This is a genomic window from Mycobacterium sp., assembly GCF_035697385.1.
Taxonomy (GTDB): Bacteria; Actinomycetota; Actinomycetes; order Mycobacteriales; family Mycobacteriaceae; genus Mycobacterium.
In genome coordinates this window covers 1-12,692 of the sequence record NZ_DASSCY010000336.1, presented here as the reverse complement: position 1 = coordinate 12,692, position 12,692 = coordinate 1, and the positions used below count along the sequence as shown (strand labels likewise).

The 12,692-nt window shown below is 65.8% G+C and carries 13 protein-coding genes; 3 read left to right on the top strand and 10 right to left on the bottom strand.

All coding sequences use genetic code 11. From position 1 onward, the window contains the following. From VFH65_RS28325 to fadD5, 8 genes are all read right to left on the bottom strand, one after another. A partial coding sequence (locus tag VFH65_RS28325) for an MlaD family protein (RefSeq protein ID WP_414688526.1) occupies positions 1-363 on the bottom strand: 363 nt, incomplete at its 3' end. Positions 364-371: 8 nt separating this feature from the next. Further along, the gene (locus VFH65_RS28320) at positions 372-2,006 is read right to left on the bottom strand and encodes a virulence factor Mce family protein (protein WP_353326297.1); all 1,635 of its coding nucleotides are present in this window, start codon (positions 2,004-2,006) and stop codon (positions 372-374) included. A gap of 16 nt (positions 2,007-2,022) precedes the next feature. Next, positions 2,023-3,597 (bottom strand): virulence factor Mce family protein, encoded by a 1,575-nt coding sequence (locus VFH65_RS28315; RefSeq protein ID WP_353326295.1) that lies wholly within the window; start codon positions 3,595-3,597, stop codon positions 2,023-2,025. After that, complete coding sequence (locus VFH65_RS28310; RefSeq protein WP_353326293.1) at positions 3,594-4,625, bottom strand: virulence factor Mce family protein; 1,032 nt, start codon at positions 4,623-4,625, stop codon at positions 3,594-3,596. The genes VFH65_RS28315 and VFH65_RS28310 overlap by 4 nt, the downstream gene beginning before the upstream one ends. Continuing rightward, positions 4,622-5,833: an MCE family protein gene (locus VFH65_RS28305; protein WP_353326291.1), complete on the bottom strand. Its 1,212-nt coding sequence runs from the start codon at positions 5,831-5,833 to the stop codon at positions 4,622-4,624. Before VFH65_RS28305 ends, VFH65_RS28310 begins: the two co-directional genes overlap by 4 nt. 3 nt (positions 5,834-5,836) lie before the next feature. Continuing rightward, a complete protein-coding gene (locus VFH65_RS28300) occupies positions 5,837-6,706 on the bottom strand; it encodes an MlaE family ABC transporter permease (protein ID WP_353326289.1) in 870 nt (289 codons plus the stop codon). A gap of 1 nt (position 6,707) precedes the next feature. Further along, positions 6,708-7,505 carry an MlaE family ABC transporter permease gene (locus tag VFH65_RS28295; RefSeq protein ID WP_353326287.1) on the bottom strand — a complete coding sequence of 266 codons (798 nt, stop codon included), beginning with the start codon at positions 7,503-7,505 and terminating at the stop codon, positions 6,708-6,710. Between the two features lie 212 nt (positions 7,506-7,717). After that, positions 7,718-9,352, bottom strand: a complete 1,635-nt coding sequence (gene fadD5 / locus VFH65_RS28290; protein WP_353326299.1) for a fatty-acid--CoA ligase FadD5 — start codon at positions 9,350-9,352, stop codon at positions 7,718-7,720. Positions 9,353-9,506: 154 nt separating this feature from the next. On the opposite strand from fadD5, the gene VFH65_RS28285 reads away from it, so the two are divergent. Further along, positions 9,507-10,199 (top strand): GntR family transcriptional regulator, encoded by a 693-nt coding sequence (locus tag VFH65_RS28285; RefSeq protein WP_353326285.1) that lies wholly within the window; start codon positions 9,507-9,509, stop codon positions 10,197-10,199. A gap of 422 nt (positions 10,200-10,621) precedes the next feature. After that, a complete protein-coding gene (locus VFH65_RS28280) occupies positions 10,622-10,960 on the top strand; it encodes a hypothetical protein (protein WP_353326283.1) in 339 nt (112 codons plus the stop codon). 2 nt (positions 10,961-10,962) lie between these two features. Here the strand turns inward: VFH65_RS28280 and VFH65_RS28275 are convergent, their stop codons facing one another. Together VFH65_RS28275 and VFH65_RS28270 are read right to left on the bottom strand one after the other, a co-directional pair. Then, positions 10,963-11,403 (bottom strand): SRPBCC family protein, encoded by a 441-nt coding sequence (locus VFH65_RS28275; RefSeq protein ID WP_353326281.1) that lies wholly within the window; start codon positions 11,401-11,403, stop codon positions 10,963-10,965. 16 nt (positions 11,404-11,419) lie between these two features. After that, positions 11,420-11,857, bottom strand: a complete 438-nt coding sequence (locus tag VFH65_RS28270) for an acyl-CoA thioesterase (protein WP_353326280.1) — start codon at positions 11,855-11,857, stop codon at positions 11,420-11,422. Positions 11,858-11,892: 35 nt separating this feature from the next. On the opposite strand from VFH65_RS28270, the gene VFH65_RS28265 reads away from it, so the two are divergent. Next, a partial coding sequence (locus VFH65_RS28265) for an alcohol dehydrogenase catalytic domain-containing protein (protein WP_353326278.1) occupies positions 11,893-12,692 on the top strand: 800 nt, incomplete at its 3' end.

Genomic DNA, 12,692 nt, shown 5'->3' with positions numbered 1-12,692 from the left:
TCCCTGCGGGTCCGGCGGCAGATCGAGCTGCACGTGCTGGCTGCCCAAAAGGCTTGTCTGTCCGATCTTGGCCAGCGTGTTCTCCGGCAGCTTCACATCCGGCTGCAGGTCGAGGGTCAGCGTCGCGACCCAGTTCTTCAGCTCGATCGCCCGCACCCGGCCGACATACACATCGGCGACGCGGACCCGGCTGTTGACGTTGAGCGCCAACGTATCCGGCATTTGCACGTAGATCGTCATCGCGTCACCGCCGGTACCGGGACCGCCGGGAAGCGGAACGCTCGCGATACCCTTCCAGCCGCACGAGCTCAGCAGAAGCGCGACCGCACCCAGCGCGACGCCGCGTCGGGCGAACTTGCTCAAGTTGCGCATCATCGACCTGCCTCGGCTGGTAACGGCGGTCCGACCGGTGCTGCAGGAGCCGCGGGCGCAGGTGCGGGAGCTCCCATCGGTGAGCCACCCGGATCACCGGGGATGACGCCAGGGGCGGGGCCCGGCGGCGGTGCGGGCTGCGGATACCACGGCGGCGGCAACGGATTGTTCTCGTTGTAGGCGTTCGGGGGGCCGGGCAGCCTGCCGTTGTTGACCCCGAATGCGGGCGGTGCAGGCGGCGCAACGATGTCGGGGCCACCCATCAACTCGGCCAAAGACTCCGGTGTCAGCATGTTGGCCGTAAACGGTTGCACGTCAACGCCTTGCATGCCAGGGGCGACAGTCCAGCCCGGCTCGTGGTTGCCGTGCGAGAACAAGGTGTCGCGCGACCAGATGCCGGGCACCGTGGTGTCCTTGTAGCCGGGCGCGGGCTGCAACCGGGGCTCGGAGTAGGCGATGTGCTTCGGCAGCGTCATCGCGCTGGTGAACTGGTTGACACCGAACGGCGGGAAGTTGAACTTGATCGCGTCGAGGATCGGCGCCAAGTACTGGGCGCACATTTCCGCCGACTCCTGATAGCCCAGCCTGCTGCCTGCCTGGATCGAGCTGCAGACGAACTGCAACGGGTTGGCGAAGTTGTTGACGACCGGGATGCCCATCACGCCGCCGGTCACCGGCGAGACGATGTTCATCAGGTTCGCGCCGAGCGTGGGGAACACGTGCAGCGCGGTTTCCAGACCGTTGAGCGGATCGGGCTGCAGGATCGCGTTGGTCACGTCGGCGAGATTGTTGACGTCGTGGACGAGCACCTCGCTGTTCTCGTCGAGGAACTGGCGGGTTGTCGCCAACAATCGGTTCAGGTCCTGCAGCGCGGTGGCCAGTTCCCGGTCGGTGTTGGTGAACGCGTTGGTGAACTGGGCCAGGTCGTCGTTGAGCGCGACGAACTGCTGATCGCTCTGATGCAGCGCGTTGACGAACAGCGCCAAACTCTTGATCACGCCGAAGAAGTCGGTGCGACCTTCGTTGAGGGCAAACAACGCCTCGGACAAGCTATTCAGCGTCTTGTTGAGCTGCTCACCCTTGCCTGCGAATCCGTCGGCGGCGGAATCGATGATGTCACCGAACGGGCCCTTCGGCTGATCGGGTGTCGGTCCCAGATCGGTGAGGATTCGGTTGATCGAGTCACGCAGCTCGTCGTACTCAACGGGCACCTGCGTGCGGTCGATCGGGATGACCGCGTCGTCTTCCATCACCGGACCGCCGGTGTAGGGCGGCGACAACTGGATGGTGCGCGACGCCACCAGGCTGGGGTTCAGAATCGACGCGGTGGCGTTGGCCGGCACCTTGTACTTGTTCTCCCAGTGGAACGACACCTTCATCTTGTCGCCTGCGGGCTCGATCTTGTCGATCGAGCCGACCCGCACACCCATGATCTGGACCTTGTCGCCCGGATACAGCGCGAGCGTGTCCTCGAAGTACGCGACTGCGGTGTTGGTGGTCAGCTTCTTGTACAGCTGCCAACCGACGATTGCCGCGACCAGAGCCAGCACCACGATCAGCGCGCCGATGATCACCGAAGCCCGAGAAACACCGCTCGGCAACTTCATGTTTCGGACGTTGAAGATAGTCGACATCAGCTACACCCCCGCCCTATCCCTGCTGACCTGGTGGGAGATACGGCGGGTTGCCCGGTAGCGGCGGTTGCCCCGCTGGTGGCAATTCCGGACCCGGTCCCGGTGGTGGCGGTGGCCCTGTCAAAGCCGGTGGCAGCGGCGCGATCCCGGGCGTGAAGTCGGGTGCCTGGGGCGGCAGCGGGCCGACGGGCACGGTACGCGCCCCCGGCGGTCCCGGTGCGATCGGCGCCGGGGCACCTGGCATGTCCGGTGGCATCTGCCCCGGGATCGCCGCGGCAGGCACACCCGGCGTGAAGCCAGGACCGTGCGCGTTCGGCGCCGACGTCGCCACGTCGGGCGGCCCGTATCCGCCGGGCACGGGGCCGAACGGGCCCTGCGTCAGGTCGGCACATGGCAGCGGGTCACCGGGGCGCGGCAGGCCGTCAACAGGTGGTGTGTACGAGCACGGCGATCCCTTAAGCACACCAGGCCCTGGATGCTCGGGCGTGCCTTCGAGCACCGCGGGACCCGGTGCGGGAGCGCCGTTTTCGAACCGCTGGCCGTTCGGGTCCGGGAACCGCCACGCGGGCAGGCCTGCGTTGCGCCAGAACTCCTCGGGATCGATGCCGCGCTTCTTGAACGCGGCGTCGACGAACGGCTGCAGAATCTGACCGGGCAGCAGGTTGACCAACATGACCTTGAAGTACGGCCCTGAGGCAACCGCTTCACCCAGCGAGGCGACGAAGCTGGACACCGTGGACAGCGTGTCCATCAGGTCGAATCTGCGCTCCTTCAGCACATCGCTGACGGTGCGCAGCTGTTCCAGCACGTGGTTGAGGTTGGGGTTGTCGTCGATGAAGCCTTCCACCTGTGCGGAGAACTCCCCCACCCGTTCGAGCAGCATGCTGACGGCATAGTTGCGCTCGTTGATCGCGGCGAGCAGGCTCTGCGCGTTCACGAGCAGCTGGTTGATCTGCCCGCTGCGGTTGCCGAGGATGCCGGCGATCTTGTTGGCGTTGGCGAGCAGCTGCTTGATCTCGTCGTCACGCTTGCCGATGGTGTCGGAGAACCGCGCAACACCGTCGAGCGCAGCGCTCAGATGCGGATACGTCTGATCGATGGTCTCCGACAACACATTCAGCGACCGCTTCACCGTCTGCGTGTCCCACTCCGATGCGGCCTTCGTCACGTCAAAGAACGCGTCGTAAATCTGGTACGGCGTGGTGGTCTGGCCGAGCGGAAGCACTCCGTCGGCGCGCAACGGATCTGAACCACGCGGCTCGATCTCGATGTTGCGACGACCCAGGATGGTGTCGGTGCGGATGGCCGCCCGGCTGTCCGTGCCGATCTGCGTACCGGCGAGCGAGAAGCCGATGACGACCTTGTCACCGTCGATCGACATCGAGCGGACCGTGCCGATGTCGACCCCTGCGATGCGCACCTTGTCACCCTGATTGAGCCCACCGGTGTCGGAGAACTGGGCGTAGTAGGTGGGCGTCGCGAACAACATCGGCACGCTGGCGAAGCTCTGCCCCACTCCGATGACGATGACCAGGATGATGATGCCCATCAACCCGTTTCGGACCCTGTTCGACCCCTCAAGCGTTCTCATTGCGGCGTGCACCTGCCCGAGGGCTGCGAGAACAGCTTGACGGTGCGCACCGGCCCACCGGGCTGCAACCCGTTGAGCTTCAACGAGATATCGCAGGCGTAGAAGTTGAAGAAGTCGCCGTAGATGCCACCGGCACGGCCGATGATCTTGAACGCGGTCGGCAGCCTGACAAGGATGTCGTTGAGCTGGTCCTTCTGGTCGACCAGCGGCTGCTGGATGACCTCGAGTTGACTGATCGTGCTTTGCAGCAGCGGCCGGTTGTCGGCCAGCAGGTCGGCGATGGTGCCCGCCGCGTCGCTGATGTTCGCGGTCGATTCCGCAATCGGGTCTTCGCGGTTCTTCAGGCCGGTGATCAAGACCTCGAAGTTCTGCAAGGTCTCGTCGAACTGCTGCTGATGGCGGACGGTGGTGTCCAGCACGGTGTTGAGGTTGCGGACCACCTCGCCGATGGCCTGGTCACGGTCGGCCAGCGCCGTTGTGAGCGATGCGGTCTGGTCGAGGATGTCGTTGATGGTGCCGCCTTGGCCCTGGAAGATCGTGATGATCGACTGCGCAATGTTGTTGACCTTGTCCGGATCCAGCGCACGGAACACCGGGCGGAAACCACCGATCAGCGCGTCGAGGTCGAGCGCGGGCTCGGTGCGTTCGATCGGAATGGTGCCGCCTGCCGGCAGTCGCTTGTCGCTCGCGCCACGCTTGAGCTCCATGTACCGGTCGCCGATCAGGTTCAGGTACCGGACGGACGCCGTCGTTTCCTCGAACAGCTGCAAGGAGCGGTCCACGCTGAAGTCGACCTTCACCTGTGATCCGCCATTGATCAGCTCGACTTTGGAGACCTTGCCGACCTCGACGCCGGATGCGCGGACGAACTGGCCGGCGCGCAGGCCACTGGCGTTGGAGAAGATCGCCGTATAGCCGGTGGTGCGGTCGAACCGCATCTGACCGAACACCACGATGATGATCGCGGTGAACAGCAATAGCACCAGTGAGAAGATGCCGAGTTTGACTGCTGTACCGGTGATTTTCATGGGTTGATCGTGTTCTCCCCGATCTGGCGTCCCCACACGTACTCGATCAGGATCGGTTGCCCGAGTTCGAAGTGGTTGTAGGGCGCGATGGAGGCGCCGGTGTCCATCACCAGATACGGCGCGGGCCACAGGTCACGAGTGATCGGCTGCCAGCAGCCCGGCCTGCCCTCGGGACCGCCCCTGGCGTTCACTCGTGGAAGGTTGTCGGGATAGACGTAGGGGTTGCCGGCACCCATGAGCTCCGACAGGGTCTGCAGCGAATATCCGTTACCGCCAAGCGACGCTGCGACTTTCGGCTCGACGTCGTGGAAGTTGCGGATCGTGCAGAACAGCGCCGGGCTGTACTCGTCGAGCGTTTCAGAGGTGGGGATCAGGTCTTCTGCGCCGCGGACGAGGTAGGGGCCGCCGCGCTCGAAGACGTCGCCGCCGGTGTTGCCGAATCCGATCGAAGCCATCAACGCCTGATCGATGTTGGCCTGCTGCTCGTTGAGGGTGCGGGCGGTCGTCACCGCATTCTCGAGGCCGTCGAACAGATCGGGCGCCGCGTTGGCGTATACCTCACCGAGGTCTGCGAGCAGCTGGTTGTCGCGGCGAATCTGCGGCATCTGCGGGTTGATCTCGTCAAGGATCTCGTTGCCCTGGATGATCGACTGCCCGAACCGATCACCAAGCCCGTCAAGGGCTTCGGCGGTGGCGGCCAGTGTCTGGTTCAGCTTGATCGGGTCAACCTTCTCCGACACCGACACGACCGTCTCGAACAGCGTGTTGAACTCGGTGGTCACCGAGGTGGCATCAATCACGTCTGAAGACGTAATGCGTTGGGGTGACGGGTTTTCCGGCGAGGAGAAGGAGATGTACTTGTTTCCGAACACCGTGGTGGCGCTGATGTCGGCGTCGACATTCTGCGGGATGTACTTGAAGTACTTGGGATCGACGTCCAGCGTGAGCTTGGCCCTGGGCTCGCCACCGACGTCGATCTCGTCGACCTTGGTCACCTGGCCGATCTCGACTCCGTTGTAGGTCACCTTCGCGCCGGTCTCCATCGACAAACCCGCGCGCGCAGACATCATCGTCAACTGCTCGCGGCCAAGGAAGTCGCCGCGGAACTGGAAGTACACCAGCACAATCGCGGCGATCGTGATCAGCGTCAGCACCAGGCCCGCCAACTTGTACGGCGGGGTCCTCGGGGCGTTCAGCGGCGCGGTCATGCGCTACACCGTCAGGTTGAAGTTCGGGTCGACGCCGTAGAGCGCCAACGATGCGAACAGGACCACACAGACGATCGCAACCAGCGATGCGCGCATCGACCGGCCGACGGCCTCGCCGACGCCCACTGGTCCACCACTGGCGAAGTAGCCGTAGTAACAGTGGTTGAGCATCACGATGACCGAGATGATGATCGCCTGCACGAACGACCAGAACACGTCATCGGGTCGCAGGAACGTGCGGAAGTAGTGCTCGTAGGTGCCGATCGACTGGCCGTAGAACAACGTCGTCGTCACCTGTGCGGACAGGAACGACATGATGATCGCCATCGCATAGAGCGGGATGATCACCACGAAGCCGGCCATGATCCGCGTGGACACCAGGTACGAGACCGACTTGATGCCCATCACCTCGAGCGCGTCGATCTCCTCGCTGATGCGCATGGCGCCCAATTCGGCGGTGGCGCCGGCGCCGACCGTGGCCGCCAAGGCTTGGCCCGCCACCACCGGGGCGGCGATGCGCACGTTGATCAGCGCGGCGAAGAAGCCGGTGAACGCCTCGACACCGATGTTGCCCAGCGATGCGAAGCCCTGAATGGCGACCAGCGACGACCCGGAAAGCGTCACGAACCCGACGATCGCGACGGTGCCGCCGATCACCGCCATCGCGCCGGTGCCCATGCCGATCTCGGCGATCAGCCGCAGCGTTTCCTTGCGGTAGTAGCGCAGCGCGTGGCCGATCTGGCCGACGGCCGTGACGACGAACCAGGCGACGTGGCCGATGCTGTCCAGACCACGGGCGGGGGCACTGACCAGACCCTGCCCGCGGGAGAACGCCCGGGGGAACCGGGAGCGCAGGACCTGAGTCGTCGACACGTCAGTTCCCCGTTCCGAATCGGACACCGATCGTGGTGAGCACCACGTTCACGGCGAACAGGGCGATAACGCAGAGCACCAGCGTCTCGTTGACGGCGGTGCCAACACCTTTCGCGCCGCCGGCGACGGTCAGGCCGCGATAGCAACCGACCAGGCCGGCGATCAGCCCGAAGGTCATGGCCTTGACCACCGAGATCAACACCTCGGGCAGCCCGGTGACGAGCGTGAGCGTGGAGACGTATGCGCCTGCGGAGACGTTCTGTAGGTACACGCCGAAGATGAAACCGCCGACCAGACCGATGGTGATCACCGCGCCGTTCAGGAGGAGCGCGACGAACGTCGAGGCGACGACGCGGGGCACCACCAGTCGGTGGATCGGATCGATGCCGAGCACCTCCAGCGCGTCGATCTCCTCGCGGATGGTGCGGGCGCCGAGGTCGGCACAGATCGCCGTCGACCCGGCCCCGGCGACCACGAGCACCGTCACCAGTGGCCCCAGCTGGGTGACGGCGGCCAGCGCCGCGCCGGCCCCGGAGATATCGGCTGCGCCGAACTGCGTGAGCAGGATGTTGAGCGTGAAGATGAGGAGCACGGTCAGCGGGATCGACACCGCCAGCGTTGGCAGGAACGCCACCCGCATCAAGAACCAGCTCTGAAGTATGAATTCCCGCCATTGGAACGGCGGATGGAAGAGCGCCTTACCGGTGAGCACGCACATGCGCACGAAGCCGCCGACGGCTTCGAGGCCCGGCCTGACCTGTTCGCGCACATAGCCGGTCACGCCGGTCGATGCCGTCACCGGTGCACTCCCACGGCGAAACCGCGACTGTCGTGGCGCAGCGGCAGCACCTGTCGCACGCCCCCTCCTTGCCCCAACCCGGTGTGTGTGACAACCGTCTCCCTACTCGCGGGTAGTAAGACGGACCACAGGACTGTACCCGATGCTGTAGCTGCCGTGTACCGCATCTGCAGGATTGTGCCCGTAACCGTTAGCAAACACACCCCCAGCCGCTAATTGTCTTGTGCCCCAGTAGAAACCGTTGGCGGAGTGGAACTTTCGCCAGCGTCAATCGATTTCGCTGCACCAAATCGTGCACGCAGTTCCGTCTTGAGTACTTTGCCAGCCGGGTTGCGCGGCAGCGCGTCGACGACCTCGAGCGCCTTCGGATGCTTGTACCGCGCGAGCTTGTCGGTCAGGAATTCGTCAAGATCGGCGAGGTCGAGAGTGCTGTCGGACAACGCCGCAAGGGCCGCAATGGCGAGCGGAACTTCGCCCCACTTCTCGTCCGCTCGCCCGATTACCGCCACCTCGGCGATCGCGGGATGGCCAGCGAGGACGTTTTCGACCTCGGCGCAGTAGATGTTCTCTCCGCCGGAGATGATCATGTCCTTCTTGCGGTCGACGACCCAGACGTAGCCCTCCTCGTCCTGCCGGACGAGGTCGCCGGAGTGGAACCAGCCACCGGCGAAGGCCTCGGCGGTGGCCTTCGGGTTGTTCCAGTACCCGGCCATGAGCGTCGGTGCGCGATAGACGATCTCGCCGACCTGACCGACGGGGACGTCGTTCATGTTTTCGTCGACGACCCGCGCGGACACCGTGGGGATCACCTTGCCGACGGAGCCGAGTTTGCGAATTGCGTCCTGCGCCAACAACATACACGTCACCGGCGACATCTCGGTCTGGCCGAACGCGGCGTAGATCTGGGTGCCGGGGAACAACTCGGACATATCGCGCAGCAAGCTGTCCGACGCGGGAGCCGCACCCCAGGACAGCACCCGCAACTGCAACTGCCTGGGGTTGGCCCGTTGTTCGGCGCAGACCGCCTGCCATTGCGCGGGGACCAGGAACATGGACGTCACGTGCTCTGCGGCGAGCACGTCGAGCAGCGCGCCAGGGTCGAATGCGCCGAGCGGATAGAGCACGTTCGGAAGGCCGAGCAGCAGGCCGCTGATCATGTTGCCGATGCCGGCGATGTGGAACAGCGGGACCCCGACGAAGCCCACATCGTGGTTGATGTCGGGGCTGATGGTGAACAGGTTGGCCATCGCCTGCCCGGCGATGTTGTTGTGGGTCAGCACCGCGCCCTTGGGCCGGCCGGTGGTCCCGGAGGTGTACATGATCAACGCCGGGCTGTCGTTGGGGATATCGACCGGCGCGGGCTGGGGTCCGGGCTCGGCGAGCGCATCGTCGTAGCCGATCACTGCGTCGTCGGTGCCCGCACCTGCGACGATGACCGTCTTCAGCGTCGCATCGAGGTCACGGACCGCGGTGGCGACGCCTGCCAGCACGGACTCGGTGATGACGACCTCGGCCTGGCAGTCGCTCACCAGGAAGGAGACCTCGGCCGGGGTCATCCGGAAGTTGACCGGCACGGCGATGGCGCCGAGCTTGTTGATCGCCAGGAACGATTCGATGAACTCCGTGCGATTGAGCATCAGGATCAACACCCGGTCGCCGAACTCGACGCCGCGCCTGCTCAGCGCACCGGCCAGCGCCGTCACCCGTCGGTCGAGCTCGCCCCAGGTGGTCGTCCGGCCGAGAAAGCGCAACGCCGTGGCGTCGGGCTGCATCAACGCGTGCCGGGCGAGCTGGTTGGTCCAGTTCTGCCGGCGCGCCAGATAGGGCTGCTCGGTCAGGGACGGCATCGGGGTCGGCACGGTCAACGGCTAGGGCTCCCTCTGCGGTGGGTTGCGCGTCGTTGATATTTGATCAAACATGGTGTTGCCCCGGTCACACTATGGCCTCGGCGGCTCGGGTACAACCCCACGCCAGAAGCGGCCGGAGAACCGGAGAAGCACAGTGAACGCACCCGTCAGGCCCCGGCCGAAGCCGCGGCGGGCGGTGCGTCGTGAGCAGCTATCCGACGAGGTGGCCACCCGTCTGCGGACCGACATCATGACCGGCAGGCTGCGGCCCGGCACGTTCATCCGGCTCGACGAGACGGCCGCGCAACTCGGCGTCAGCATCACCCCGGTGCGCGAGGCGCTGCGCACGCTGCGCGGGGAGGGCATGGTTCAGCTCGAGCCGCATCGAGGGCACGTGGTGGTGCCGTTGACTCGCGGCGACATCGAGGACATCTTCTGGCTACAGGCCACTATCGCCAAGGAGCTCGCAGCGACGGCCGGCTCGCGGATCACCGCGGCGGAGATCGACGAACTGGAAAGCCTGAACGACGCACTCGCCACAGCCGTCGGGCACGGCGCACCCGAGGAGGTCGTTGACGCTGAGTTCGCGTTCCACCGAGCGTTCAACCGGGTGGCAGGGCGGATCAAGCTGGCGTGGTTCCTGCTTCACGTCGCGCGCTACCTGCCGGGCGAGATCTATGCGTCCGACGCGCAGTGGGGTGAGGGGGCGGTGGCCAGCCATCGAGAGCTGATCGCCGCGTTGCGCGAACATGACGTCGATGCGGCGGTGCGGCTCACCAGCGGTGAGTTCACCGATGCCGCGGCGCGGCTGATCGCGCGCCTCGAAGAGATCGGGCTGTGGAGCTGAGGCTGCCTAGCGGCTGCGCGTCGCCTGGCGGCTGCGCGCCCTGACCACCAGGCCCCGCCCGACCACTGTTTGCGTGCCCACCTCACACCGACTCTGTCGGCGCGTACCGACTTTGTCGCCATGAGGCGGACAACAGACCAGTCACCCCCAAGAGCGCGGATACCGCGCGCAACGAGATGTCAGGCTGTGGAGCCGACCGCGCCTGGTGACTGCGTCGCCTGGTGACTGCGTCGGCTGGGGGTACGCGCCCTGACCACCAGGCCCCGCCCGACCACTGTTTGCGTGCCCACCTCATACCGACTCTGTCGGCGCGTACCGACTTTGTCGCCATGAGGCGGGCAACAAACCAGTTATCCCCAACAGCGCGGCGGACAACGCGCAACGAACCAAGCGCTGTCCCCGCGGAGTGGCAAGGTCGCACCATGTACAACCGCCTGCTGCTGCGGGGCATCGAACTCCGCTATGCACTCACTCTCTATCTGGCCCAGCACGGGCCCACGACCGTCGCCGACCTGATCGACGCGATGAACTACCAGGGCTTCGATATCCCGGGCCGGGCGTCGAAGACCGTGTCCGACGCGTTGCGCCGGGAGATCGTGAACGGCAGGGTTCGCCGGCTCCGACGGGGCAGGTACGGGCCGGGGTCGATGCCGCGTGCCACGGAGTATCGGATTCACCGGCGGGTATTGGCGCTGCGTGAAGAAGCCGCGGAGCGATCCGGGCGCGACGACGACGCGTTCTGGGACGCGCTGGGCGCCTGAAGCTACTTCGCCGCCAGCTGCTCGGCGCGCGCCTTCAGGTTGTCAGCCAGGTAATCCAGCGTGTCGCTGATCGCCTTCTTCACCATCGGCTTCGGGAACGGCAGCTTGGTCTCCACCTCCAGATCAACGGTCAGCAGCGACGTCTCCCCGGTGGGCACCACCGAGAACTTCTGCTCCTGCTTGTCGAAGTGATCGCCCTGCTGCAGCACCGTGTAGATCTGGTTCTCGCTGGGGTAGTAGACCGCGGTGATGAACGTCCCCGCCTGGCCCTGGACCACGACGTCGAGGCGCAGCTGGCTGGGCCTTCCGTCGTCGTACCGGGCCAGCACCCAGCAGCCCTTGATCTCCTCGTTCCATAGCGGATACGACTCAAAGTCGGCGACGATCGCCATGATCGATTCGGCGGTGGCGGTGACATCGACGGTCTTACTCACGAGCGGCATTGACCGAGCATATCGACTAGTCGACGCGCGCCGTCTCGAGCAGTGCGCGGATGCCGTCGGGAATGGGCACCGGCCGGCGGCTGGACCGGCCGACATATACATGCACCCAGTGGCCAAGCGCGGCAACGGCTTCGCCCTCCTGGAAGATCCCCAGCCGGTAGGTGACGCTGCTGTTGCCCAATCGCGTCACGGACAGACCGACGACCAGCGGGTCGGGGAACTTCAGTTCGGCGAAGTACTTGCACCCCGACTCGGCGACCACGCCCAGCCACGGCACGGCCAGAGGATCGACCCCGCAGTTGGTGTCGATCCACGCGTTGATCGCGGTGTCGAACAGCTCGTAGTACACCGCATTGTTGAGGTGGCCGAACATGTCGTTGTCGGTCCACCGGGTCAGCACCGGCCAGTGCACCGGAAAATCGCGGCTCGTGACCGATTGCTCGCCGGAGGTCATGGCAGCAGTCTCCCAGTGACGGCAGGCTGTTAGGCATGAGGATCCGCGGCGCCGTGCTCGAGCAGATCGGTCTCCCCCGCCCGTTCGCCGAATCGCGACCGATCTCGGTCGGCGAACTCGACCTTGCGCCGCCCGGCGACGGCGAACTCCTCGTGCGCATCGAAGCCGCCGGCCTCTGCCACTCCGACCTCTCTGTTGTCGACGGCAATCGCGTGCGGCCCGTCCCGATGCTGCTCGGCCACGAAGCAGCCGGCGTCATCGAAGAAGTGGGAGCCGGCGTGACCGATGTGACCGTCGGTCAGCGCCTGGTGATGACGTTCCTGCCCCGCTGCGGCCGGTGCACCGCCTGCGCCACCAACGGGCTCACTCCCTGCGAACCGGGCAGCGCCGCCAACGCCGCAGGCACCCTGATGTCCGGCGAGCGGCGGCTGACCCGCGACGGCCAGCCCGTCCACCACCACCTCGGCGTATCCGGATTCGCCACCCACGCCGTCGTCGACCGTCGCTCCGTCGTGCCGGTACCCCCCGACGTCCCACCCGTCGTCGCATCCCTACTCGGCTGCGCCGTGCTCACCGGGGGCGGCGCCGTCATCAACGCAGGGCAGCCGCAGCCCGGCCAGACCGTCATCGTCGTCGGCCTCGGCGGCGTCGGCATGGCCGCCGTTATCACCGCACTCGCGCACGACGACGTCCGTGTCGTCGGCGTCGACCAGCTGCCCGACAAACTGGACCGCGCAACGGCCATCGGTGCGCATGACGCGTTCACGCCGGAGCAAGCGCGCGATCTCAACCTGAAGGCCGCGGTGGTGATCGAGGCCGTCGGCCACCCCAGCGC